We start from the raw sequence: 24,832 nt of genomic DNA, 5'->3' as shown, positions 1-24,832 counted from the left end.
CTACAGGCGCTCGATGGCGGCGACCAGCTGGGCGAGCCCGGCGGCACGGTCGGTCAGGTGCACGCGTAGCACATCGAAGCCGCGCTCGGCCAGTACCTGACCGTCGCCTTCGGCCTGAGCCAGCTGCAGCTGTGCCAGCGAGTACGGCATGTCCGGGATGGCGAGGTCGTGGTCGACGTCCCCGGTGATCTGCAGGAAGACCCCGTTGGGATGACCCCCCTTGTGGTACTGGCCCGTGGAGTGCAGGAACCGGGGACCCCATCCGAAGGTGACGTGCACACCGGCGCGCTTGGCCAGCTCCGGACGCAGCAGCGAGGCGGACGCGTCGTCGAGCCTGTCGAGGTAGGCCTGCACGGCGAGGTAGCCGCGTGCGGGCACGGCCGCGAGGAGCTCACGCAGCGCCTCGTCGAGAGTCCCGGCCGCCGATCCCGTACCGGTGAACACCTGTACAGCCCCGTCGACGAGGTCGGGGCTCCCGGCGGGGCCCGCCTGGCCGGTAGCACCGCCCGCGCCGCCGTCGAGCAGTGCGCGGGTGGCGTTCTTGGCGGCCTCGACGTCGGGCTGGTCGAAGGGGTTGATGCCGAGCAGTCTTCCGGTTATCGCCGTGGCGTACTCCCAGAGCAGGAACTGCGCGCCGAGAGATCCTTCGGCCGAGACCGCGGCACCGTCGCGGGCGGGCCCGATCGCGACCGGCGTCGCATCCTCGCCGGGTGTACGGAATCCCGGCGCGTCCGGGCTTTCCACCACGACCGGCAGCAGGCCCGTCCCGTGCTTGCCGGTGGACTCGGCGAGCAGCTGCTCGACCCAGTCGCATAACCCGGTGAGCGAGCCGGGAGCACCCAGGTCGGTGTTGGTCAGCACCACCTTCTCGGCACCAGCGGTGTGCGCGGCGGCCAGTGCGCAGCCCAGCCGGTGCGCGGGGTTGTCCGCGGAGTCCTCGGACAACGCGTCCGCCGCGCCTGCTGCCTGGTCGAGCAGCCTGGCCACATCCGCTCCGGCGAGGCCGGCGGGGACAAGGCCGAAGGCCGTCAGCGCCGAGTAGCGGCCACCCACATGCGGGTCCGCCAGGAACAGCTTGCGGTATCCCTGCTGTTCGGCGAGCTCGGCCAGGGGGGTACCGGGGTCGGTGACCACGATCATGCGCGAGGCGGGTTCGATTCCGTCGGACGCCATGGCCTCGGCGAACACCCGGCGCTGGCTGTCGGTCTCGACCGTGCCGCCGGACTTGGACGAGACCACGAGCGCCGTCCTGCTCAGATCCCCTGCCAGGGCGTCGGCGACCTGACCGGGATCCGTGGTGTCCAGCACGGTCAGCGCGACGCCCTCGGTATTGGTGATCACCTCCGGAGCCAGGGACGAACCTCCCATGCCGGCCAGCACGATGCGGTCGATTCCGTCGGCGTGCAGCTCGTCCCGCAGGGCGGAGATCTCACCGATCAATGTCCGGGACGTCTGGTGCAGGGTGGTCCATCCGAGCCGGATCGCGGCCTCTGCCTCGGCCTCGGCACCCCACAGCGTGGCGTCTCCTGCGCCGATCCGCGAGGCGACCCGGTCGGCGACGACCTCGCCGATCAGCGGTTGTGCGGCGGCGTCGAGATCCGCGCTGACGATGTTGACGGCGACGGCCTCACCCATTCGCGCGCTCGCTGTCGTACGCGCGGTCGAGCTGGTCGCGCACGGTGTCGAGCAGCTCGATCCAGGACTTCTCGAACTTGACGACACCTTCCTCCTCGAGGGTGGCGAACACGTCGTCGACGTCGATGCCTGCGGCGACGAGGTCGTCGAAGACCGCCTGCGCCTGCGCGGCCGTTCCGGTCACGGTGTCGCCGGAGATCTCGGCGTGGTCGGCGACGGCGTGCAGGGTGCCCTCCGGCATGGTGTTCACCGTTCCGGGTACGACGAGCTCGTCGACGTAGCGCGTATCGGAGTACGAGGGGTCCTTCACCCCGGTCGAGGCCCAGAGCGGTCGCTGCGGGCGTGCACCGGCGCCTGCGAGCCCGGCCCACCGCGTGCCGGAGAACTCCTCCGCATAGGCGGCGTAGGCCAGCCGCGCGTTGGCGATCGCCGCCTTGCCGAGCAGCGCCGTAGTGCTGTCGCCACCGAGGCCCTGGAGCCGCTTGTCGATCTCCGAGTCGACGCGGGAGACGAAGAACGAGGCGACCGAGGCGATCGAGGCGATGTCGTGCCCGTTCGCCCTCGCCTGCTCGAGCCCGGTCATGAACGCGTCGATGACCTGCCTGTACCGCTGGATCGAGAAGATCAGGGTGACGTTGACGCTGATCCCGCTCGCGAGCGTGCGGGTGATCGCTGGCAGCCCTTCCTCGGTCGCCGGGATCTTGACGAGCAGGTTGGGCCGGTCGACCGTCTTCCACAGCTCGGCGGCCTCGGCCACGGTGCCCTCGGTGTCGCGGGCGAGGCGCGGGTCGACCTCGATGGACACCCGGCCGTCCACGCCTTCCGAGGCGTCGAACACCTCCCGGAACAGGTCGCAGGCTTCGGCGACGTCGGATGTGGTGATCTCGCGGACTGCGGAGTCGACGTCGGCCCCGCGCTCGGCCAGTGAGCGGATCCGGTCGTGGTATGCCGCGCCGGAGGCGAGCGCACCCGCGAAGATCGTCGGGTTGGTGGTCACCCCGGTGACCTGGAAGTCGCGGATCAACTCGGCAAGGTTGCCGGACTCGAGCCGCTCCCGGGACAGGTCGTCGAGCCAGACCGACACCCCGTGCTCGGTGAGCCGGGTCAGTGGATCAGTCGAGGTCATTCGTACCGAACTCCCTTCGTCGTGAGGTACGGCGCGCTCTCACCGGCCAGTGTTGCCGATCGTGCGGCGCGCGGCATCCGCGACGGCTTCGGCGGTGATGCCGAACTCGCGGAACAGGGTCTGGTAGTCGGCAGAGGCACCGAAGTGCTCCAGGGAGACGACCTCACCGGTGTCACCGACGAGGCGGTGCCACGACTGGGCGATGCCGGCTTCCACGGCCACCCGGGCCCGCACTCTCCGGGGCAGTACCGACTCCCGGTAGGCATCGGGCTGGGCGTCGAACCACTCGAGGCACGGCATCGACACGACCCGCGCGGCGACGCCCTCGTGTGCGAGGGCGTCGCGGGCCGCGACGGCGAGCTGTACCTCCGACCCCGTGGCGATCAGCACGACGTCCGGGTCACCGTCCGTGTCGGCAAGCACGTAACCGCCGCGGCGGACGCCTTGCGCGTCGGTGCCCTCGAGTACCGGCACGTTCTGCCGGGTCAGCGCCATGCCCGTCGGGGCGTCCGTGGTCTCCATCGCGCACTGCCACGCGGCGGCGGTCTCGTTGGCGTCGGCGGGCCGCACGACGTTCAGTCCGGGGATCGCACGGAGCGAGGCCAGGTGCTCGACGGGCTGATGGGTGGGGCCGTCCTCGCCGAGACCGATCGAGTCGTGGGTCCAGACATAGATCACCGGTGCGCGCATCAGCGCGGCCAGCCGCACGGCGGGACGCATGTAGTCGCTGAAGATCAGGAAGGTCGCGCCGTACGGCCGCGTGTGGCCGTGCAGGGCGATGCCGTTGAGGATGGCCCCCATGGCGTGCTCGCGCACACCGAAGTGCAGGTTACGGCCGTACGGCTGGGCGGTGAACATCTTGGTGCTCGCGCTCTCCGGCCCGAAGGAGTCGGATTTCTTGATCACCGTGTTGTTGCTCTCCGCGAGGTCCGCGGACCCGCCCCACAGCTCGGGAAGCACGTCGCCGATGGCATTGAGCACCTCGCCGGAGGCCTTGCGGGTCGCGATCGGGTTCGCGCCGGGCTCCCAGGAGGGAAGCCGCTGCGTCCACCCCTCAGGCAGCTCGCGTGCGGACAGCCGGTCGGCCAGCGCCTTGCGCTCCGGGTTCCTGGCCGCCCACGTGTCGTACCGCTGCTGCCACTCCGCGCGCGCCCGCTGCCCCCGTTCGACGACGCCGCGGACGTGGGCGAGCACGTCGTCGTCGATCGGGAACTGGCGGTCGGGGTCGAAACCGAGTGCCTTTTTGACCTCTGCGACCTCGTCGGCTCCGAGTGCCGCGCCGTGCGCCTTGCCGGTGTTCATCGCCGTCGGCGCCGGGTAGCCGATGACGGTACGCAACACGATCAGCGAGGGGCGGTGGACCTCCGCCTTGGCGGCATCCAGCGCGCGCTGGATGCCGACGACGTCCTCACCGCTGTCGACGACCTCCACGTGCCAGCCGTAGGCCGCGTAGCGCGCCGCCGTGTCCTCGTCGAGCGCGATGGTGGTGTCGTCCTCGATCGAGATCTGGTTGTCGTCGTAGATCAGGATGAGGTTGCCCAGCTCCTGCCTGCCTGCCAGCGAGGACGCTTCCGCCGTGACGCCCTCCTCGATGTCACCGTCCGAGGCGATCACGTAGATGTGGTGGTCGAACACGCTCTCGCCACGGGGGCTGTCCGGGTCGAACAGCCCCCGTTCCCGCCTGGCGGCCATGGCCATACCCACCGCATTGGCCAGTCCCTGGCCGAGCGGGCCGGTGGTGGTCTCCACACCGGTGGTGTGCCCGTACTCGGGATGGCCCGGTGTGCGCGACTCCCAGCGGCGCAGTTGCCGGAGGTCGTCGAGCTCGAGGCCGTAGCCGGAGTAGAACAGTTGGATGTACAGGGTGAGGCTGCTGTGGCCCGCGGAGAGAACGAACCGGTCGCGACCGCGCCAGTCGGGGCTGCTGGGGTCGTGCCGCATCACCCGCTGGAACAGCGTGTACGCGACGGGGGCGAGGCTCATCGCGGTGCCGGGGTGGCCACTGCCACAGTGCTGCACCGCATCCGCCGCGAGTACTCGCATGGTGTCGACCGCTCGGGTATCGAGCTCGGTCCAATCCGGCGGTGTCGTCCGGCGCAGACGGGGGTTCTCCTCGCTGACTGACGTGATGTCCGACACTGAATTCCTTCTTCGTCTCACGGTGTACCTGTGCTGTGTCCGTTCGCCTGCCGTTCGTTACCCGACCGTCGACCGTTCCCCGGTGGGGTACGGGAGTGCACCCGGCCGTCGTCCGACCACCGCTTACCGCCCACGGCCGAGCCCGGTAACCGCTGGTAGCCGGGGGGGTGACCGATGGTGCGGCACGAGGTAGTAGAGCGCTGAGAGCACGGGGCAACGATCATCGCCGCACGACACCAGCCTAGCCTAATGGTTACCGGCGCGTAGCGGGCAGCGCGAGTGCCGCGCGTCTCGTGCACGTACCCGCCGCAGTCGCTGTCCGGCGACGTGGCTACCATGAGTTTTCGTGAGCTGAGAGGGCTGTTCACACGTCTGCGGGACTGCGTCCGCGGCGGAGTCGCGTGGTCGGGGTGGCGTGGTCGCGGTGATCTGCCCCGTTTCGTGGACAAGGTGGCGGGCGAGGTTCCTCGTGTGCCGAGGGAGCCCGGCACACAATGACGCGGGGCCCGAAGGGAGCGACATGACGTTGGTCAACGCTGGCGCGTCCAGCGAGGCGGACGCCAACGTTTCCGAGGCGCGTGCCGGTGGCCCGGGCAGCACCGGGCACGTCGGTCCGGTTGGCGGGGCATGGCGCGCCGCGTCGCGCCGCGCGGGTGCCTACGCCGCGCTGGCCAAACCACGAGTGATCGAACTGCTGCTTGTGACCACGATCCCGGCCATGTTCCTCGCGGGCCGCGAGGTTCCCTCGCCGTTGCTCGTGCTGGCCACGTTGCTGGGCGGCACGATGGCCGCGGGCAGCGCCAACGCGTTGAACTGCGTGCTCGACGCGGACATCGACCGGGTGATGCACCGGACCAAGAAGCGTCCTCTCGTGCGCGACTCCGTTCCCCGTGGCCGCGCGCTGATCTTCGGGCTGGCACTGGGCGTCGCGTCGTTCACGGTGCTGTACGTCACCGTGAACCTGCTCGCCTCGATCCTGGCCGTGGCGACGATCGCGTTCTACATCCTGGTGTACACGCTGGTCCTCAAGCGGCGTACGGCGCAGAACGTCGTCTGGGGTGGGGCGGCCGGATGCATGCCCGTGGTCATCGGCTGGGCAGCGGTGACCGGCACGGTGGAATGGCCCGCCTTCGTGATGTTCGGGGTGATCTTCTTCTGGACACCGCCGCACACCTGGGCGCTGGCGATGCGGTACCGGGAGGACTACGAGCGCGCAGGGGTACCGATGCTGCCGGTGGTGGCCACGCCGCAGCACGTCGCCCGGCAGATCGTCATCTACTCGTGGGTCATGGTGGCCTGGACCCTCCTGCTGGTTCCCGCCACGAGCTGGATCTACACGCTGTTCGCCATGCTGGCAGGCGCGTGGTTCCTGTTCTACGCGCACAGGCTGTACGCATCGGTGCGGGACGGCGAGAAGACCAAACCGATGGCGCTGTTCCACCGGTCCAACACTTACCTGATGATCGTGTTCTGCGCGCTGGCCGTGGACTCGGCCGTCGGGCTACCGGTCCTCGGCCTGCCGCTGTAACGCACGCCGGGTGAGGCATCCGGCAGCGATCGAGGGCGACGGTCGCGGCCGTCGCCGTTTCCTGGCACCGCTTCGCCGAGTTCTGTACGTTGGATGGTCGGCCTCGTCCCCTCAGGGACCGCACGAGCAGGAGTGGGGGTTCATCGCTGATGACGCGGGAGCGCGCGGGCAACTCGACGTCCTCGCCCGACGGGCACGCCACAGCGGGAGGGCACACCGGCGACGAGAGCGCGTTCGAGTACGAGCAACGGTACATCACCATGCTCTACGACAAGCTCGACCGGGAGCGCGCCGCCACGACAGCGGAGCTGTCCCGGACGCTGGGCAGCACGGGCGGGACTCCCCAGGAGCGCACCGAGCGGGACGTCGCGGCGACGATGCTGCGCGAGCGGCACGCACAGCTGGAAGGGGTCGAGGCTGGTCTGTGTTTCGGCAGGCTCGACAGCACCGACGGAACCAGCATGCACATCGGGCGTATCGGGCTGTTCGATGAGGACGACGACTACGAGCCGTTGCTGATCGACTGGCGCGCCCCGGTCGCCCGCCCCTTCTACCTGGCGACCGCGGCATCGCCGCAGGGCGTTCGGCTACGGAGGCACCTGCGGCTGCGGTTGCGTACCGTGACGGAGATCGACGACGAGGTCCTCGACCTCGACGCCGAGGACACCGGCCACGACCTCGGCCTCGCGGGGGAGGCGGCGCTGCTCGCGGCGCTGAACAAGCAGCGCGGCGAGCACATGCAGGACATCGTGGCGACCATCCAGGCCGAGCAGGACCGGATCATCCGGGCGGAGGCGACAGGAACGCTGGTTGTGCAGGGCGGTCCGGGGACCGGCAAGACGGCTGTGGCGCTGCACCGAGCGGCGTACCTGCTCTACGAGCACCGCGCCGCGCTGTCCAGCAGGGGTATCCTCGTGCTGGGTCCGAACTCGATATTCCTGCACTACATCGGCCAGGTACTGCCCTCGCTCGGGGAGACAGGCGTGCTGCTGGCCACCATGGGTGAGTTGTTTCCCGGTATCCGGGTGCGGGCCTCCGACAGTCGCGCCGGCAGCGCGGTCAAGGGCCGGGAGTCCATGGTGGACGTGTTGCGCACGGCGGTGGCCAACCGGCAGCGGGTACCGGACGAACCCGTCACGATCCACGCCGAGCGGGAGACGCTCGTGCTCGATCCCGACACGTGCGGCAAGGCCAGGCAGCAGGCACGCGACAGCGGCACGCCGCACAACCTCGCCCGCAGGGTGTTCCACGGCGTACTGCTCGACGCGCTCGCGAGGCAGGCGGCGGAGCGCCTGACCAGCGAGGTCCTGGACGACGTTCCGGAGGCCGGCTACACGGAGGACGAGGATCCCACCGCGCAGCTGCTGGACAGTACCGATGTCGAGGAGATCCGGGCGGAGCTGGCCCAGGACGGCGCGGTGCGAGCCGCGCTTGACGAGCTGTGGCCGGAATACACCCCGCAACGGCTGCTCGGTGAGCTGCTCACCGACCGGCCGGACCTGGCGGCGGCCGCGGCCGACCATCTGGACGACACCGAGATGGACGCCGTGCTGCGCACGAAGTCCATCGCATGGACCGCGGGCGACGTACCGCTGCTGGACGAGCTCGCCGAGCTGCTCGGCGAGGACGACACCGAGTCGCGCGAGCGGCGCGCGCAGGCCGAGCGCGAGGAACTCGCCTACGCCCAGGGCGTGTTGCACGTGATGGAGCAGGACGACGAGCTCGCCGACGAGGAGCGCCTGCAGGTCGGGGACATCCTCGACGCGGAGCTCCTCGCGGAACGGGAACGGCAACGCAGCGAGATGACGGCCGCCCAGCGTGCCGCTGCCGATCGCACGTGGACGTTCGGGCACGTCATCGTGGACGAGGCGCAGGAGCTCACCGCGATGGACTGGCGGTTGATCATGCGCAGGTGCCCCAACCGGTCCATGACCGTGGTGGGCGATGTGGCCCAGACCAGCGCGCCCGGTGGAGCCTCGTCGTGGGGCGAGATGCTGTCGCCCTATGTGGCGGACCGGTGGCGACTCGCGGAGCTGACCGTCAACTACCGCACGCCGGCTGAGATCATGGATGTCGCCAGTACGGTGCTGGCCGAGTTCGCTCCCGAGGTGCGCCTGCCGGACGCCGTGCGCGAGACCGGGGTTGCCCCCTGGGAGACCGAGGTGGCAGTCGAGGACGTCGCGCGGGACGTGCACGAGCTGGTCCTCGCGGAGCGGCGGGAGGTTGGCGAGGGCACGCTGGCCGTGCTGTGCCCTCGGCATCGCGAGCGGGAGCTCGCCGAGCTGATCCGGTACGAGAGCGTGTCGGTGCTGCGGGTCGAGCAGGCCAAGGGTCTCGAGTTCGATGGTGTGATCGTCGTCGCGCCGGAGGAGATCATCCAGGAGTCCGCGCGCGGGCACAATGACCTGTTCGTCGCGCTGACGCGCTCGACCCAATGTCTGGGCATCGCGCATCCGGCCGGTGACCACACCACGCATACCGGGAGCCTGCGCGCGTTGACCCGTGCGGTGCGCGGGAGATCACACCGCTGAGCCGGCTCGGGCTCGGCCCCGCTCCGCCCGCGCGACAGGGGGACCCGTCCGCCGAAGGGCGGAGCGAGTGAACCGATAAGCTTGCTGCCATGCGGAAACCAGGCAAGATCATGACCGCGGTCGCTGCCGCGCTTGTCATCGGGGCGTGCAACCCGCCCGGTGAGCAGCCTTCCGACGAGCCGACCGGTGCCGATATGACCCCGATCGAGGAAACCGATGGCGGTGAGAACGCGGACGGCGGGCAGGAGTGCACGGCGGACGACTTCACCGTCGATGGCGAGCCCGGTGAGCGGCCGGAGATCACAGCCCCTGACGAGTGCACACCGCCCGACGAGCTGCTGATGGAGGACCTCGAGGAGGGCTCGGGGGAGGAAGCCCGGGAAGGCAGCTCGGTCGAGGTGCACTACCACCTGGTTGGCTTCTCGGAAGGCGAGGTGATCGATACCTCGTGGGACCACGACAAGACGTTCACCGTCGACAATGTCGGGGCCTCCGAGGAGGTCATCGACGGGTGGAACGAGGGACTACTCGGAATCACCGAGGGCAGCCGCAGGCTGCTGGTCGTTCCGCCGGAGCTGGGCTACGGGGATCAGGGCAGCCCGCCTGACATCGAACCAGGCGAGACGCTGGTTTTCGTCATCGATGCCGTGTCGGTGAGCGGGCCGGCCGGGTAGCTTCCACCGCGTACGGACGCACGACGTCCCGGGAGTCCCGGGGCGTCGTGCGTCAGCTGCCCGGACCTCACCCACATCGACCTGCGCACCCCGTTCACGGGACGAGCAGGAGCTTCCCGGTGGTACGGCGGCCTTCCAGGTCCTCGTGCGCCCGTGCGGCGTCGGAGAGCGAGTACGTCCCTCCGATCCGGACGGTGACGGCGCCGCGGGCGACGGCGTCGAAGAGCTCGCCCGCCCGCCACTCGAGCTCGTCCCGGGTGGCCAGGTAGTCCGCCAGCTTGGGCCGGGTGAGAAACACCGAGCCCGCGCTGTTCAGGCGCTGCGGGTCCACGGGCTCGACCGGTCCGCTCGCGGCGCCGAACAGCGCGACCGTGCCGCGCCTGCGCACCGCGGCGAGGCTGCCGTCGAACGTCGCGCGCCCGACGCCGTCATACACGACATCGGCCCCCGCGCCGTCGGTGAGCGTGCGTACCCGGCTGTCGAAGTCCGGGTAGCCCACCACCACGTCCGCCCCCGCCCGGGTCGCGAGCCGTTCCTTGTCCGGAGTGGATACCGTCGTGACGACGGTGGCCCCCCGGGCCTTCGCCAGCTGGATGAGCAGCAGCCCCACCCCGCCCGCGCCGGCATGCACGAGTACGGTCTCGCCTGCCGAGACCGGATGCACGGAAGCCACGAGGTAGTGTGCGGTCATGCCCTGCAACATCAGTGCCGCAGCCGTGCGGCTGTCGACCGCGTCCGGGACCGGTACCGCCTCGGCGGCAGGGACGCGCACTTGCTCGGCGTAGCTGCCCTGGACACCTGCCCACGCGACCCGGTCGCCGGGTGCGAACGCGGACACCTCGCCGCCGACGGCACGGACCGTGCCCGCTCCTTCCATACCGGCCACGAACGGCAGGTCGAGCGGGTAGGCCCCGCTGCGGTGGTAGGTGTCGATGAAGTTCACTCCCGCGGCATCGGTGTCCACGAGTAGCTCCGAGTCGCCGGGACCGCCCGCGGACTCCTCGGCGAGCTCCAGGACCTCCGGTCCACCGGTACGGGTGACCCTGACCACTCTCGGCATCTGTACTCCTTTCGTCCGCGGAGCCTGCGACGCGGTAAGCGGGCGCTTGCCCCTACACTAGGGTGCCGTGGCTGACACGACTGAGCAGACTAACGAGGCCGAGCAGGCCCCCAGGAAGAGGGACATCGCGGTGGCGCGGCGGTTCGTCGCCGAGCACGGCACGCCCGCACGTGCTGTGGTGCACGCCGTCGGCCGCAGCGGAGCCCGGGTCGTCCTCGTCGGTGGGGACGGTGCGATGGGCGATGTCTTCGTGCCGTCGACAGCGACAGGCAACGCGCTGGTTGACGCGGTAGCCGAGCTGGACAACGCGAGCTGGGACGCCGAGACGGTCAACGCCACCGATATCGGGGCGGAGCACCGCCGCAAGATGGGCCGTTCGCTCACCCGGCGCTGAGACGATGCCCGCGCTGGTGTACCTGGCGGGCTGTTCGGCCCTGCCGAACGGGGACGGTGACGAGGCCGACCTGCTGGTCGCACTGTCCGAGCTGGACTGCGAAGCCCGGTGGATCGTGTGGGACGACCCGGACAACCGCGCGCATGAGGCCGACCTGGTGGTGTTGCGTGCCACCTGGGACTACGCCGAGCGGCGTGCGGAGTTCCTCGAGTGGTGCGCCTCGGTGCCGAACCTGCTCAACCCTGCCGCTGTCGTGCGGTGGAGCCTGGACAAGTCGTACCTTCTCGACCTGGCAGGCGCGGGCCTGCCGATCGTTCCGACCGAGGTGATCCATCCCGGCGAGCGCCCCCGCTGGCCGGAGACCGAGTTCGTGGTCAAGCCGGTCGTCGGGGCGGGCTCGCGGGGAGCGCGGCGGTTCGCGGCAGGGTCGCGGGACGGAGCGGAAGCGCACCTGGCGAGCGTGCACGGCGGCGGCGTGGCGGCCCTTGTGCAGCCGTACCAGCCTCGCGTGGACAGTGAGGGCGAGACGGCGATGGTCTATGTCTCCGGCGCGTACTCGCACGCGTTCCGTAAGGGGCCGATGCTGGCCGGTGGCGACTGGGACGACTCGGGACTGTTCGCCAGCGAGAAGGTCGCGGCGGCCGAGCCCGGTCAAGCTACGCGGCGGCTGGCCGAGGACACGCTGGACGCGGCGAGTGGCGTTCTCGGCATCCCGCGCAGGGAGCTGCTCTACGCGCGCGTCGACGTGGTCCCCTCGGCGGAGGGACAGCCGTTGCTTCTGGAGCTGGAGCTGGCCGAGCCATCCCTGGGGCTGAGCCAAGCGGGCGGGGAGGCCTCGGTGCGGTTCGCCTCCGCCATCAGGTCACGCCTGCGGTCCTGAGCCCACCCCGGGCGTGGCCACCCCACCGTGCGGGTTCGGCGGACCCGCTCAGCGGGGTACCGGATCAGCGCGACCGGGTTCCTCGCCCGGTTCGGGGACCTCCCGCGGAGCCCGACCGCGATCCCGGCCCGCGCACCAGAGGGCGGCTGTGGCGATCAGCACCGTGAACGAACCCAGCACGTGCAGCGAGACAAGGGGGTCCGGCACGCCCAGCCGGTACTGCACCACCCCGAGCGAGCCCTGCGCGAGCACCACGCCGCACAGCAGGGCGTACCGGCGCGTGAACCGGGCCTCCGCGCCGCGTGCGAAGCGGAGGCCGAGGACCACCAGTACCAGAAGGAACACCGCGACGGCCGCGGCGTGCACCGTGGTCACCACGTCGAGCGGAACGTCGAGCCGCTCGGTGTCGGGATCGCCCGCATGCGGGCCTGCGCCGGTGACGACCGCACCGGACACCACGATGGCCCCGATCAGCACGCCGAGTGTGACAAGCAGCGTGCGCCCCCGCTCCCCGAGACGCGACCGCGCGGGCCGGTCTCCCTCGTTGAACGCGTGCGCGAGCAGCACGGCGAGCCACACCAGGATCGTGGAGGCCACGAAGTGCGTCGCGACCATCCACCAGACGAGGTCGGCCTTCACTGTCAGCGCCCCGATACCACCCTGGACGGCGACACCGCCGAGGATGACCCAGGCCAGCCGCACGGGCCGGTCGCGTTCCGGATGCGCGCGGCGGATGCGCAGCGCCGTGATGAGCGCGGCGACGGCGACGAGTACGACGATTCCGGTCAGCAACCGGTTACCGAACTCGATCCACTGGTTGAGCATGGGGTAGTCGGGATGCGGTTGCGGGGCCATCGCCCCCGGCTGGCACTGCGGCCAGGTGGGGCAGGCGAGACCGGAATCGGTGACCCGCACGACGGACCCGGTGACTCCGATACCTGCCTGCGTCGCGACGGTCGCCGCTCCCACGACGGCGAGAACCCTCGCGGAGGGGTAGGGGAGTCGGTCCAGCAGCGATCTGGCGACGGTGCGCACGGCGAGAAGCATGCGGGCAGGCACGGAGCCGGCAGGCAGTCGATCGAGCCGGGATTTCGCGGACACAGCTCGATGGTATGGCGCGCCGTGCCGGGTCCCTGCCGCGGGTGGGTGTCAGGTCAGCCGCGTGGTGCGGCTCGCCGCGGCCGCGGCGGTCACGGCCCAGACCATGAGTACTGCCAGCGAGGTCCACGCCGTGGCGCCGTCCATCAGCGCGGCACGGAGCCCCTCGGCCAGCGCGCCGGACGGTACGAGCGTCACGGCGTGGGCGATGCCCGGCGGGAACGCGGACGGGGTAAGCAGGATGCCACCTGCCAGCAGCAGCACGAACCACACGATGTTGGCGAGCGCCAGTACGATATCGGCACGCAGCGCGCCCCCGAGCAGTACGCCGAGCGCCCCGAAGGCGGCGGTCCCGGCGACGAGCAGGCCGGTGGCGGGTAGCACACCGGCCAGCTCGGGTCGCCAGCCGAGAGCCAGCGCGACGAGCGTGACCAGGGACACCTGGATCAGCACCACCACCAGCGCCGCGACCATGCGACCGCAGACGAGGAGCCAGCGCGGCAACGCGGTCGCGGCGAGCCGCTTGAGTACCCCGTACTTGCGGTCGAAGCCCAGCGCGATGGCCTGTCCTGTGAACGCCGAGGACATCACGGCCAGCGCGAGTATGCCGGGGGCGACCTCGTGCACGCGCGCGCCCGTACCACCGGATCCTGCGACGGCGCCGTCCACGCCGGGCAGCACGTCCAGCAGGCTGAGCGCGACCAGCAGCGCGATCGGGATCAGCACCGTCAGCAGTAGCTGCTCACCGTGCCGCAGCGTCAGCAGTGTCTCCACGCGCGCGTGAGCGAGCAGCATCCTGATCCGGCTGCCCGGCCCCGGCGCAGGCACGAACGTTCCCGGCGCGAACCTGCTCGCCGGGTTGCCTGCGGAGGGTCCCGTGGTACTCACGACCGCAACTCCCGTCCGGTCAGCTCGAGGAAGACCTCTTCGAGGTCGCGCCCCCCGACGTGCAGGTGCTCGGCGAGCACGCCCTGCTGGGCACACCACGCCGTGACGGTGGACACGACCTGCGGGTCCACGTGGCCGTCCACGCGGTAGGTACCGGGCGTGAGCTCGCGCACCAGGTAGTCCTCCGGGAGGGCTGCGGTGAGCAACCCGGTATCGAGTCCGGCCTTCGCGCGGAACCGGATGTGCCCGACGTTCGGGTCGGTCGCGGTGAGCGTTCGCGGTGAGCCGTCGGCGATGACACGGCCGGCGTCCACGATCACGACGTGGTCGGCCAGCGTCTCGGCTTCCTCCATCATGTGCGTGGTGAGCAGGATGCTCACGCCGTCCGCGCGGAGGGCGGAAAGCAGGTCCCACACCAGGAGGCGGGCCTGCGGGTCCATACCGGCGGTCGGCTCGTCCAGGAAGACGAGCTCCGGCCTGCCGACGATGGCACAGGCCAGTGACAGGCGCTGTTGCTGGCCCCCGGACAGGCGCTTGAACGGGGTGCGCCTGCACTCCCGCAGACCGAGGGTGTCGAGCAGCCACGGGACATCGAGGGGGTGACGCGCGCAGCTGGCCACGAGCCGGAGCATCTCCTCGGCCCGTACCCCGGGGAACGCGCCGCCGCCTTGCGGCATGACACCGATCCTGCTGCGCAGCGCGGCACGCTCGGTCTGCGGATCCCGGCCGAGCACCCGGACCGTTCCCGCGTCCGGGCGGGCGTGGCCCTCGCATACCTCGACGGTGGTGGTCTTACCGGCCCCGTTCGGGCCGAGCAGCGCAAGCAGGTGCCCCCGGCGCATGGTGAGCCCGATACCGTTCACGGCGGTGACGGTGCCGAACCGTTTGACCACTCCGGTGATCTCGAGTGCAGGCGTCGCGGCGTCCGCCCGGTCACCGGTACCGTCCCGCGCCGATGCCGCGGGCAGATCCCCGTCGGCCAGGCGTAGGGATGGGGTCGCGGGCTCGTTCACAACTACCAAGGGTAAAACGTCGCCGTCATCCACCGCTGGTCGGCGGTGCCTTCCCGGCGCTACCGCGCGTGGTTGACCGCAAAGTGTCGGGCGACGAAGGCTCGCGCTCCGGCCCGCGCCTGCGGCGGCCGGCAGGCACGTGGCCCGGCGCATCCGGACTGCGATAGTGATGTGCCTCACCCGATGCAGGGTCGGCTTTGCCGTCGGGACGGAAATACGACACACTTGTGTTGTGAAATTACGCGAAGCCGTCAGCGAGTCGACCGAGCATGGCCGTGACCCACGTGACCATGCAGGTGCTGGCGTGCCCGCGCAGGTCACCCACGACGGCCGTACTCGCGACGAGGTGGCTCGGTTGTTACTGGAGCAGGGCCCGATCTCCGCGGGAGCGGTGGCTCACACGCTCGGTATCAGCCCCACCGCGGTGCGCCGTCATCTCGACGCCCTGCTCGCCGACGGGGAGGCCGACACGCGGGATGCTCCCGCTCGAGCGCGTCGAGGCCGGGGGCGCCCGGCGAAGCTGTTCCTGCTGACCGATGTCGGCAGGGCCAGGTTCGGGCACGCGTACGATGATCTCGCCGTGTCGGCGATCCGGTTCCTCGCCGAGCACGGTGGCGAGGAGGCGGTGCGACGGTTCGCCGAACACCGCGTCGCCAAACTCGTCGGCCCGTACCGCGACACGGTCGCCGGTCAGCCCGATCTCGAGGGACGGGCGGAGGCGCTGGCGGGAGCCCTGTCCCGGGAGGGTTACGCTGCATCGACAGCCGAAGTGGGTGTCGGGGAACAGCTGTGCCAGCACCACTGTCCCGTCGCTCACGTGGCCGCGGAGTTTCCACAGCTGTGCGAAGCGGAAACCGAGGCGTTCGCCGAGCTACTCGGAACGCATGTGCAGCGCCTGGCAACCATTGCGCGCGGGGACGCCGCGTGCACCACGCACGTACCCGCGGAGGACCCGCAGGGTAGACAAGCACCAACTCCGAACGGAGGGGAGCCCGCATGACTGCCGCTCCAGAGCAACCCACCACAGCGGCGCCTGCGACCGCGGGGCAGGACCAGCTGTCCCAAGAGGAAACGATCGCGGCGCTCGGTAAGTACGAGTACGGCTGGTCCGACTCCGACGACGCCGGCGCCAAGGCGCGCCGCGGGGTGGACGAGGATGTCGTCCGGGAGATCTCGCAGAAGAAGGACGAGCCCGAGTGGATGCTGGAACGGCGTCTGAAGGCCCTGAAGCTCTTCGACCGCAAGCCGATGCCGACCTGGGGCGCCGACCTCTCGGAGATCGACTTCGACTCGATCAAGTACTTCGTGCGTTCCACCGAGAAGCAGGCGCAGAGCTGGGACGACCTGCCTGAGGACATCAGGAACACCTATGACCGGCTCGGCATCCCCGAAGCGGAGAAGCAGAGCCTGGTCGCCGGTGTGGCAGCCCAGTACGAGTCCGAGGTCGTCTATCACCAGATCCGCGAGGACCTGGAGCAGCAGGGCGTGCTGTTCCTGGACACCGACACCGGACTGCGGGACTACCCGGAGCTGTTCGAGGAGTACTTCGGCTCGGTGATTCCCGCTGGGGACAACAAGTTCTCGGCGCTGAACACGGCCGTGTGGTCCGGCGGCTCGTTCATCTACGTGCCGAAGGGCGTGCACGTGGACATCCCGCTGCAGGCCTACTTCCGGATCAACACCGAGAACATGGGCCAGTTCGAGCGCACGTTGATCATCGTCGACGAGGACGCCTACGTGCACTACGTGGAGGGCTGCACGGCGCCGATCTACGACTCGGACTCGCTGCACTCCGCCGTGGTCGAGATCGTGTGCAAGAAGGGCGCGCGCTGCCGGTACACCACGATCCAGAACTGGTCCGGCAACGTGTACAACCTGGTCACCAAGCGGGCCAAGGCCGAAGAGGGCGCCACCATGGAGTGGGTCGACGGCAACATCGGCTCGAAGGTGACCATGAAGTACCCCTCGGTGTTCCTCACCGGCGAGCACGCCAAGGGTGAGGTGCTGTCGGTGGCGTTCGCGGGCGAGAACCAGCACCAGGACGCCGGGGCCAAGATGGAGCACCTCGCCCCGCACACCTCCTCGTCCATCGTGTCCAAGTCGGTCGCGCGCAACGGGGGCCGGACGTCCTACCGCGGCCTGGTCAAGGTCGCCAAGCGCGCGCACCACGCGAGCTCCACCGTCAAGTGCGATGCCCTTCTGGTGGACACGGTCTCGCGTTCGGACACCTACCCCTACGTCGACATCCGCAACGACGACGTCTCGATGGGGCACGAGGCGACGGTGTCCAAGGTCAGCGATGACCAGCTGTTCTACCTGATGCAGCGGGGGCTGACCGAGGACGAGGCGATGGCGATGATCGTGCGTGGCTTCGTGGAGCCCATCGCACGGGAGCTGCCCATGGAGTACGCGCTCGAGCTCAACCGCCTGATCGAACTGCAAATGGAAGGAGCCGTCGGCTGATGACAGCCACGGGTGTGGAAGAAGACCACTCGGGTGCCGGTTCCGCGTCCGGCACCGACGACAACGTCGCCACCGCCGTGGAGGCGGCCGTTCCGGCCGCCTCCCGGGGGGAGCGATTCACCGGGTTCGACGTCGAGGCCTTCGAGGTGCCCGGCGGACGTGAGGAGAACTGGCGTTTCACCCCGATGAAGCGCCTGCGCGGGTTGCACGACGGCAGTGCTGTCGCCGACGGCAAGGCCGTCGTGGACGTGGACGGTCCCGAGGAGATCACCGTGGAGACGGTCGATCGCGCCGACGGGCGGCTCGGTCAGGCCGGCGTGCCGAGCGACAGGGTGGCCGCGCAGGCGTTCAGCTCGTTCACCCACGCGACGGTCGTGACGGCTCCTGGCGACACGAAGCTGGGCAAGCCTGCGACGGTCCGGGTCACCGGCCCCGGTGAGGGCAGGACGGCTTACGGTCATGTGCAGATCCGGGTGGAGCCGTTCGGCGAGGCTGCCGTGGTGCTGGACCACGTCGGGTCCGGGACCGTCGCCGACAACGTGGAGTTCGTGGTCGGCGACGGTGCGAAGCTGACCGTGGTCTCGGTCCAGGACTGGGCCGACGACGCGGTGCACGTCTCCGAGCAGCATCTCGCGCTGGGACGGGACGCCACGCTCAAGCACACCGTCGTCACGCTCGGCGGCGACCTCGTTCGCGTGTCGCCGACGGCCCGGTTCGGCGACTCCGGTGGCGACGTCGAGATGCTCGGCCTGTACTTCGCCGACGCGGGGCAGCACCAGGAGCACCGCCTGTTCGTGGACCACGCGCGGCCGCACTGCAAGTCGAACGTGCTCTACAAGGGAGCGCTGCAGGGTGACGGCGCGCACACGGTGTGGATCGGGGATGTGCTCATCCGCGCCGCGGCGGAGGCGACGGACACCTTCGAGCTCAACCGGAACCTGGTGCTGACCGAAGGTGGGCGTGCCGACTCGGTGCCCAACCTGGAGATCGAGACGGGCGAGATCGAGGGAGCGGGGCACGCGAGCGCGACCGGCAGGTTCGACGACGAGCAGCTGTTCTACCTGCAGTCCCGCGGGATCGCGGAGGACCAGGCTCGCAGGCTCGTCGTACGCGCCTTCTTCCACGAGATCCTGATGAAGATCGACGTTCCCGAGGTGCGCGAGCGCCTGGAGGCCTCCATCGAGGCCGAGCTCGAAGCGGTCAACGCGTAGTACCGGGCACGTCCCCACATACCCATCACGTTCCGGCAAGCGGTGAGAGTAGGAAACGAACACACATGGCCACTCTGGAAATCAAGGACCTGCACGCCAGCGTCGTGACCGACGAGGGCACCAAGGAGATCCTCGCAGGCGTCAACCTGACGATCCGGTCCGGTGAGACGCACGCGATCATGGGGCCGAACGGCTCCGGCAAGTCGACGCTGTCGTACGCCATCGCCGGTCACCCGCGTTACCGGGTCACCTCCGGCGAGGTACTGCTCGACGGGGAGAACGTGCTCGAGATGGGCGTCGACGAGCGGGCGCGTGCCGGGCTGTTCCTTGCGATGCAGTACCCGGTCGAGGTGCCCGGCGTATCGATGTCCAACTTCCTGCGCAGCGCGGCGACGGCGGTGCGGGGGGAGGCACCGAAGCTGCGCCACTGGGTCAAGGAAGTCAAGGACGAGATGGGCAAGCTCGACATCGCGGGCGAGTTCGCCGACCGCAGCGTCAACGAGGGATTCTCCGGTGGCGAGAAGAAGCGGCACGAGATCCTGCAGCTGAGCCTGCTCAAGCCGAAGTTCGCGATCCTGGACGAGACCGACTCGGGCCTGGACGTGGACGCGCTGCACGTGGTCTCGAAGGGCGTCAACGAGTTCCGCGAGAACAACGACGCCGGCATCATGCTGATCACCCACTACAGCAGGATCCTCAAGCACGTCGAGCCGGACTACGTGCACGTCTTCGCCGAGGGCAGGATCGTCGAGTCGGGCGGCAAGGAGCTCGCGGACGACCTGGAGGAGAACGGCTACATGAAGTTCACCGGGCAGGCGGAGCCCGCGAAGGCGTGAGGCAGGTCCTGAGACGAACGCAGGACGACGAGCGCGGACGAGAGGAGGCGGCACGATGACAACCACCACGGTTGATCACGAGCAGCGCCACGTTCCGGAGCCGCTGGACGTCGCCGCCCTCCGCGCCGACTTCCCGATCCTGGCGCGCACCGTGCGCGACGGATGCCCACTGGCGTACCTGGACTCCGGTGCGACGTCGCAACGCCCGAACCAGGTGCTCGACGCGGAGCGGTCCTTCCTGACGACCTGCAACGCCGCGGTGCACCGGGGGGCTCACCAGCTGGCCGAGGAAGCCACCGACGCCTACGAGCACGCACGCGCCACCATCGCGGCGTTCGTCGGTGCGGACGTCGGTGAGCTGGTGTTCGTCAAGAACGCCACCGAAGGCATCAACCTCGTGAGCTATGCGATGGGCAACGCGGCGACCGCCGGGGACGAGGCCGCGCGGTTCCGGCTCGGGCCCGGCGACGAGGTCGTGGTCACCGAGATGGAACACCACGCCAACCTCGTTCCGTGGCAGCAGGTGTGCCGGCGCACGGGTGCGACCCTGCGGTGGCTCGGCGTGACCGACGACGGGCGCCTCGACCTCGACGACGTGCCCGAGGTGATCACCGAGCGCACGAAGGTTGTCGCGCTGACACACCAGTCCAACGTGCTCGGCACGATCAACCCGGTCGCGCCCGTTGTGCGCCGCGCCAAGGAGGTCGGTGCGCTGACCGTGCTCGACGCGTGCCAGTCGGTGCCGCACGGTGCGGTGAACGTGGCGGAGCTGGGCGTGGACTTCGCCGTGTTCTCCGGTCACAAGATGCTCGGCCCCTCCGGAATCGGCGTGCTCTACGGCCGCCGCGAGCTGCTCGAGGCGCTTCCGCCGTTCATGACGGGCGGCTCGATGATCGAGCAGGTCTGGATGGAGACCTCGACGTTCGCGCCGCCGCCACAGCGGTTCGAAGCCGGCGTCCCCATGACCTCTCAAGCGGTCGGTCTGGGCGCGGCTGTGGACTATCTCTCCGCGATCGGCATGGACCGTATCGCGGCGCACGAGCACGCGCTGACCGAAGCCGCGGTCACCGAGCTCGACGCGATCGACGGTGTCCGCATCATCGGTCCTACAGAGGTCGTCGACCGCGGCGGGGCGGTGTCGTTCGTGGTCGACGGCGTGCACCCGCACGACGCCGGGCAGGTGCTGGACAGCCTGGGCCTTGCCGTACGCGTCGGCCACCACTGCGCGTGGCCGCTGCACCGCAGGATGGGCGTGCCCGCGACGGTGCGGGCGTCGTTCTACCTGTACAACGAGCTCTCCGAGGTCGAAAGGCTCGCCCGGGGGGTGCGCGAGGCGCAACGATTCTTCGGGGTGGTGTGACGCCGTGCAGCTGGAGAGCATGTACCAGGAGATCATCCTGGATCACTACAAGAACCCGAACGCCAGGGGGTTGCGCGAGCCTTACGACGGCGAGTCGTTCCAGGTCAACCCCACGTGTGGTGACGAGGTCACGCTCCGTGTGAAGGTGGACGGTGACAACGGCGAGTCGCGTGTGACCGACGTGTCCTACGACGGCCAGGGATGCTCGATCAGCCAGGCTTCGGTCTCGGTGCTGACCGAGCTGGTCACCGGGCGTACCGTACGGGAAGCCTGTACCACCATGGAGGCGTTCGTTGAGCTCATGCAGGGGCGAGGCCAGGTCGAGCCCGACGAGAACGTACTCGCCGACGGCGTCGCCTTTGCCGGTGTCGCCAAGTACCCTGCGCGGGTGAAATGCGCCCTTCTCGGGTGGATGGCGTTCAAGTCCGCGCTCGTTGAGGCCGGGCAGAGTCCGGAAGCGAATGGAGTTGAAGTGACGTGACCCAGGACCAGCAACAGGCGCCTGAAGCCGCAACAACCGATCCGCGCGCCGGGCGTACGGCTGCCGACCTGCCGGAGCAGGATGCGCCCGCGACGGGCGAGGTGGCCAAGATCGAGGACGTCGAGGAAGCGATGCGCGACGTCGTGGACCCCGAGCTCGGCATCAATGTCGTCGACCTCGGTCTTGTCTACGGCATCCGGGTGAACGAGAGCAACGTAGCCACCATCGACATGACGCTCACGTCGGCGGCGTGCCCGCTGACCGACGTCATCGAGGACCAGACGTCCTCGGTGCTCGTGGGCAACGCAGCCGTCGTCTCCGACTACGAGATCAACTGGGTGTGGACGCCGCCGTGGGGCCCGGAGAAGATCACCGACGAAGGCCGCGAGCAGCTCAGGGCGCTCGGCTTCACGGTGTGACCCGAACGGCGAGGGCAGCGGAGGCCGGTCGTCCTCGCTGCGCTAGCGTGGCCGCCGGCCGGGGCGGTGGCGGTCGTTACCCGGCGTAGGAGCCGGCCGTCACGAGCCCTGGCACGGCAACAAGCTATCGAACGCATATTCGGCTCTCTTCTGGCGGTACACCACGTCGTCCCGTTCGCTGCGGTGCGATCTCGCATGTGCGACCGCGGCCGCACAGCCGATGCTAGGCTCGTCGCAGCGTTATGGCGCAGGTCGACGCGCATGTCGACTACCTGGGCGTATCGTGTGCCGCGTAGCCACGGTGACCGAATTGACGGGTATGTGGTGTGCCCGCTTTGGAGGAGAGTTTCATGGGGATAGCTTTGATCCTGACGCTGGTCGGGGTGCTGCTTCTCGCGGGGATCATCGTCTTCGCGGTGATCTCGACGTACAACGGACTGGTCCGGCTCCGCAACGCGTACAAGAACGCGTTCGCGCAGATCGATGTGCAGCTGACGCGGCGCCACGACCTGATCCCGAACCTGATCGAGACTGCCAAGGGGTACATGCAGCACGAGCGGGAGACGCTCGAGGAAGTGGTCTCCGCCCGCTCGGGCGCGGTCGACGCGCAGGACCAGGCACGTAACAACCCCGGTGACCCGAACGCCATGCAGGAGCTGTCCGGGGCCGAGAACATGCTGACCCAGTCGCTCGGCAAGCTGTTCGCGCTGTCCGAGTCCTACCCGGACCTCAAGGCCAACCAGAACATGATGCAGCTGTCCGAAGAGCTGACCTCGACCGAGAACCGGGTCGCCTTCGCCAGGCAGAGCTTCAACGACGCGGTGATGGCCTACAACAACAAGCGCGAGGCCTTCCCGGGCAACCTCATCGCCGGGATGTTCGGCTTCGAGGCGGCCGCACTGCTCGAAGTGGATGATCCCGGGAAGCGCGAGGCCCCCGAGGTATCGTTCTGATCGTTCGAGTCGAGACGGGCTGTAGATGAACTTCTTCGAACGCCAGCACCAGGTGCGGCGCATCTCGCACCGGCTGGTGCTGCTCTTCCTGACCGCCGTACTGGGCATCGTCCTGCTGGTCAACCTGATCGCGCTGACCGCGTTCGACGTCTGGTCCGCGCCGGTTGCGGACCTGCTCACCGCCATCATCGTCATCAGCGCGGTCACGATGGCGATCATCGGCCTGACCTCGCTGGTTCGCATGGCCTCGCTCAAGAACGGCGGGGGCGGCGCTGTCGCGCGGAAGCTGGGAGGAGTCTACGTACCGGATGACACCCGCGACCCGCAGCTACGCAGGCTGCGTAACGTGGTCGAGGAGATGGCCATCGCCTCCGGCGTCGGCGTACCCGAGGTGTACGTGCTCGCGCAGGAAGGCGGGATCAATGCCTTCGCGGCAGGCTGGTCGCCATCGGACTCGGCGGTGGCGGTCACGCGCGGCGCGCTCGAACGGTTAAACCGCGACGAGCTCCAGGGTGTCATCGCGCACGAGTTCAGCCACGTCATCAACGGGGACATGCGGCTGAACATCCGCCTGATGGGGGTGCTGTTCGGCATCATGGCCCTGGCCGTCGCCGCGCGGATCGGGCTGTACTCCGCTCGCGGACGCAACGCCGCACCGATCCTGATGGTCGCGCTCGGTGCACTGATCGTCGGTTACATCGGTGTGCTGATGGGCAGGCTGATCAAGGCAGCGGTGTCGCGGCAGCGGGAGTACCTCGCCGACGCCTCGGCCGTGCAGTACACCCGCCAGACCGAGGGCCTCACGGGTGCGCTCAAGAAGATCGGAGGCATCGACGAGGGGTCGAAGCTCCGGGACGGGCACGTCGAGGACGTCAGTCACATGCTCTTCGGTGAGGGCATGAACTTCTCCAACGCGTTCGCGACCCACCCGCCGCTGCACGAGCGCATCAAGATGCTCGACCCCTCGTTCGACCCGGCCGAGCTCGACGAGCTCTCGAAGCGATGGTCCTCGGCTCCACCGTCGGGAATGCAGGAGGACAAGGCGAAAGGGCTCACCGAGGGACTGGCATCCGGTGCCGCACCGGCAGGCCAGGCACCGGCCGCGCCGGAGGCGGGCGGCGCGCAGGGACACCGGGTCCCTGTGCAGTCGCAGGACGTCGTGGCAGACATCGGCTCCCCGGAAGCGGCCTCCTACCAGCAGGCGGGTGAGATCCTGCGGCGCATTCCCGAAGAGCTGATGAACGGGGTGCGCGACCACGAACGTGTGGTCCCGATCGTGTTCGGGCTGCTGTTCTCGGAGCAACAGGACGTACGCACCCAGCAGCACCAGGCGCTCGCCGGTAGGTACGGCCAGCAGATGGCCGACGCCGCATTGAGCGAGGCGCAGGACCTTGCCCAGCTGGACCCGGGGTTGCGGTTGCCGTTGCTGGAGGTCGCCTTCTCGGCACTGCGGAACCGGCACAGCAACGAGCTCAACCCGATCATGGACAGCGCCGCCGAGCTCATCGGTGCGGACGGCAGGCTGAGCATGTTCGAGTACTGCCTGGGCACCCTGCTGCACAGGGAGCTGTACGAGGCGATCCATCACAGCTCGCCGTGGCGCTCCCCGCGACGGCACACGCTCGCGGGCAACGCCGAGGCGATCGCGAAGCTGCTCGCCGTACTGGCTCGGGCCGGGCAGGACGGTGCCCAGGCGGCGGAGGCGGCCTACCTCGCGGGCATGGCACGGCTGCTGCCGAACGCGCGGATTCCGTTCCGCCTGCCCGAGCAGGGGCTCATCGAGCTCGACGCGATCTGGCCCGCGCTGGACGGGTTGGACAGCAGGGAGAAGCAGCACGTCGTGGCGAGCATGGTGGAGGTGATCAGCCACGACGGCGTGGTCACTGTCGAGGAAGCCGAGCTGCTGCGCACGGTGTGCGCCCTGTTGCACTGCCCGCTTCCGCCGCTGGAAGGCGTGCGCGGCCCCGGAACAGGCGGCGTGCCGACAACCTGACGGGTGCGCTGAATGACGCTTTCAGTCCACGTAACGGACTGAAAGCGTCATTCAGGGGACTCCTCAGGTTTGTGTGGGGAGTGTGATGGTGATGCCTCCGGCGCAGAGGTAGATCATGGCGATGAGGGCGGTGGGGCTGTGGTGGCCGTA

The 24,832-nt window shown here is 69.4% G+C and carries 21 protein-coding genes; 14 read left to right on the top strand and 7 right to left on the bottom strand.

Annotation, left to right across the window (positions count from 1 at the left end; all coding sequences use genetic code 11):
- From CHB84_RS09025 to tkt, 3 genes are read right to left on the bottom strand one after another with little or no spacing between them, the layout of a single operon-like run.
- Nucleotides 1–1,635 carry a glucose-6-phosphate isomerase gene (locus tag CHB84_RS09025; RefSeq protein WP_089301093.1) on the bottom strand — a complete coding sequence of 545 codons (1,635 nt, stop codon included), beginning with the start codon at nucleotides 1,633–1,635 and terminating at the stop codon, nucleotides 1–3.
- A complete protein-coding gene (gene tal, locus CHB84_RS09020) occupies nucleotides 1,628–2,761 on the bottom strand; it encodes a transaldolase (RefSeq protein WP_089301092.1) in 1,134 nt (377 codons plus the stop codon). The genes CHB84_RS09025 and tal overlap by 8 nt, the downstream gene beginning before the upstream one ends.
- Nucleotides 2,762–2,800: 39 nt before the next feature.
- A complete protein-coding gene (gene tkt / locus CHB84_RS09015) occupies nucleotides 2,801–4,900 on the bottom strand; it encodes a transketolase (protein WP_089301091.1) in 2,100 nt (699 codons plus the stop codon).
- A gap of 520 nt (nucleotides 4,901–5,420) precedes the next feature.
- On the opposite strand from tkt, the gene CHB84_RS09010 reads away from it, so the two are divergent.
- The 3 genes from CHB84_RS09010 (at nucleotide 5,421) to CHB84_RS09000 (ending at nucleotide 9,633) form a co-directional block, all read left to right on the top strand.
- Complete coding sequence (locus CHB84_RS09010; protein ID WP_089301090.1) at nucleotides 5,421–6,428, top strand: heme o synthase; 1,008 nt, start codon at nucleotides 5,421–5,423, stop codon at nucleotides 6,426–6,428.
- Nucleotides 6,429–6,577: 149 nt separating this feature from the next.
- Complete coding sequence (locus CHB84_RS09005) at nucleotides 6,578–8,959, top strand: UvrD-helicase domain-containing protein (RefSeq protein WP_089301089.1); 2,382 nt, start codon at nucleotides 6,578–6,580, stop codon at nucleotides 8,957–8,959.
- 89 nt (nucleotides 8,960–9,048) lie between these two features.
- Nucleotides 9,049–9,633, top strand: coding sequence for an FKBP-type peptidyl-prolyl cis-trans isomerase (locus CHB84_RS09000; protein WP_089301088.1), 585 nt, complete (start codon nucleotides 9,049–9,051; stop codon nucleotides 9,631–9,633).
- Nucleotides 9,634–9,727: 94 nt separating this feature from the next.
- On the opposite strand, the gene CHB84_RS08995 is transcribed toward CHB84_RS09000, so the two are convergent.
- A complete protein-coding gene (locus CHB84_RS08995) occupies nucleotides 9,728–10,693 on the bottom strand; it encodes a quinone oxidoreductase family protein (protein ID WP_089301087.1) in 966 nt (321 codons plus the stop codon).
- Nucleotides 10,694–10,760: 67 nt separating this feature from the next.
- On the opposite strand from CHB84_RS08995, the gene CHB84_RS08990 reads away from it, so the two are divergent.
- Nucleotides 10,761–11,087, top strand: coding sequence for a hypothetical protein (locus CHB84_RS08990; protein ID WP_176439878.1), 327 nt, complete (start codon nucleotides 10,761–10,763; stop codon nucleotides 11,085–11,087).
- Nucleotides 11,088–11,091: 4 nt separating this feature from the next.
- Nucleotides 11,092–11,967, top strand: a complete 876-nt coding sequence (locus CHB84_RS08985) for an ATP-grasp domain-containing protein (RefSeq protein WP_089301086.1) — start codon at nucleotides 11,092–11,094, stop codon at nucleotides 11,965–11,967.
- A gap of 48 nt (nucleotides 11,968–12,015) precedes the next feature.
- Here CHB84_RS08985 and CHB84_RS08980 read toward each other — a convergent pair whose 3' ends face one another.
- The 3 genes from CHB84_RS08980 to CHB84_RS08970 form a co-directional block, all read right to left on the bottom strand.
- Nucleotides 12,016–13,014 carry a COX15/CtaA family protein gene (locus tag CHB84_RS08980; RefSeq protein WP_089301085.1) on the bottom strand — a complete coding sequence of 333 codons (999 nt, stop codon included), beginning with the start codon at nucleotides 13,012–13,014 and terminating at the stop codon, nucleotides 12,016–12,018.
- 102 nt (nucleotides 13,015–13,116) lie between these two features.
- Complete coding sequence (locus CHB84_RS08975) at nucleotides 13,117–13,860, bottom strand: ABC transporter permease (RefSeq protein WP_089301234.1); 744 nt, start codon at nucleotides 13,858–13,860, stop codon at nucleotides 13,117–13,119.
- A gap of 89 nt (nucleotides 13,861–13,949) precedes the next feature.
- Nucleotides 13,950–14,921: an ABC transporter ATP-binding protein gene (locus tag CHB84_RS08970; protein WP_089301233.1), complete on the bottom strand. Its 972-nt coding sequence runs from the start codon at nucleotides 14,919–14,921 to the stop codon at nucleotides 13,950–13,952.
- 277 nt (nucleotides 14,922–15,198) lie between these two features.
- Between CHB84_RS08970 and CHB84_RS08965 the strand changes: the two genes are divergently transcribed.
- The 9 genes from CHB84_RS08965 to CHB84_RS08925 all read left to right on the top strand — a co-directional run bounded on the left by CHB84_RS08965 (nucleotide 15,199) and on the right by CHB84_RS08925 (nucleotide 24,682).
- Nucleotides 15,199–15,966, top strand: a complete 768-nt coding sequence (locus tag CHB84_RS08965) for a helix-turn-helix transcriptional regulator (RefSeq protein WP_425432291.1) — start codon at nucleotides 15,199–15,201, stop codon at nucleotides 15,964–15,966.
- The gene (gene sufB / locus CHB84_RS08960; RefSeq protein WP_089301083.1) at nucleotides 15,963–17,429 is read left to right on the top strand and encodes a Fe-S cluster assembly protein SufB; all 1,467 of its coding nucleotides are present in this window, start codon (nucleotides 15,963–15,965) and stop codon (nucleotides 17,427–17,429) included. The genes CHB84_RS08965 and sufB overlap by 4 nt, the downstream gene beginning before the upstream one ends.
- Entirely contained in the window at nucleotides 17,429–18,640 is a 1,212-nt protein-coding gene (gene sufD / locus CHB84_RS08955; RefSeq protein ID WP_089301082.1) for a Fe-S cluster assembly protein SufD, read from the top strand. Before sufB ends, sufD begins: the two co-directional genes overlap by 1 nt.
- 65 nt (nucleotides 18,641–18,705) lie before the next feature.
- On the top strand, nucleotides 18,706–19,476 hold the full coding sequence (gene sufC, locus CHB84_RS08950; RefSeq protein ID WP_089301081.1) for a Fe-S cluster assembly ATPase SufC: 771 nt from the start codon (nucleotides 18,706–18,708) through the stop codon (nucleotides 19,474–19,476).
- A gap of 55 nt (nucleotides 19,477–19,531) precedes the next feature.
- The gene (locus CHB84_RS08945; RefSeq protein ID WP_089301080.1) at nucleotides 19,532–20,836 is read left to right on the top strand and encodes a cysteine desulfurase; all 1,305 of its coding nucleotides are present in this window, start codon (nucleotides 19,532–19,534) and stop codon (nucleotides 20,834–20,836) included.
- Nucleotides 20,837–20,840: 4 nt separating this feature from the next.
- On the top strand, nucleotides 20,841–21,317 hold the full coding sequence (gene sufU, locus CHB84_RS08940; RefSeq protein WP_089301079.1) for a Fe-S cluster assembly sulfur transfer protein SufU: 477 nt from the start codon (nucleotides 20,841–20,843) through the stop codon (nucleotides 21,315–21,317).
- A complete protein-coding gene (locus CHB84_RS08935) occupies nucleotides 21,314–21,736 on the top strand; it encodes a metal-sulfur cluster assembly factor (protein WP_089301078.1) in 423 nt (140 codons plus the stop codon). Before sufU ends, CHB84_RS08935 begins: the two co-directional genes overlap by 4 nt.
- Nucleotides 21,737–22,086: 350 nt before the next feature.
- The gene (locus CHB84_RS08930; RefSeq protein ID WP_176439877.1) at nucleotides 22,087–22,689 is read left to right on the top strand and encodes a LemA family protein; all 603 of its coding nucleotides are present in this window, start codon (nucleotides 22,087–22,089) and stop codon (nucleotides 22,687–22,689) included.
- Between the two features lie 25 nt (nucleotides 22,690–22,714).
- Nucleotides 22,715–24,682 carry a M48 family metallopeptidase gene (locus CHB84_RS08925; protein ID WP_089301077.1) on the top strand — a complete coding sequence of 656 codons (1,968 nt, stop codon included), beginning with the start codon at nucleotides 22,715–22,717 and terminating at the stop codon, nucleotides 24,680–24,682.
- The last annotated feature ends 150 nt before the right edge of the window (nucleotides 24,683–24,832 follow it).

It is taken from the genome of Haloechinothrix alba (genome assembly GCF_900188115.1).
Classification (GTDB): Bacteria; Actinomycetota; Actinomycetes; order Mycobacteriales; family Pseudonocardiaceae; genus Haloechinothrix; species Haloechinothrix alba.
The sequence above is the reverse complement of the archived record's forward strand: the minus strand, read 5'-3'. Positions and strand labels throughout refer to the sequence as shown.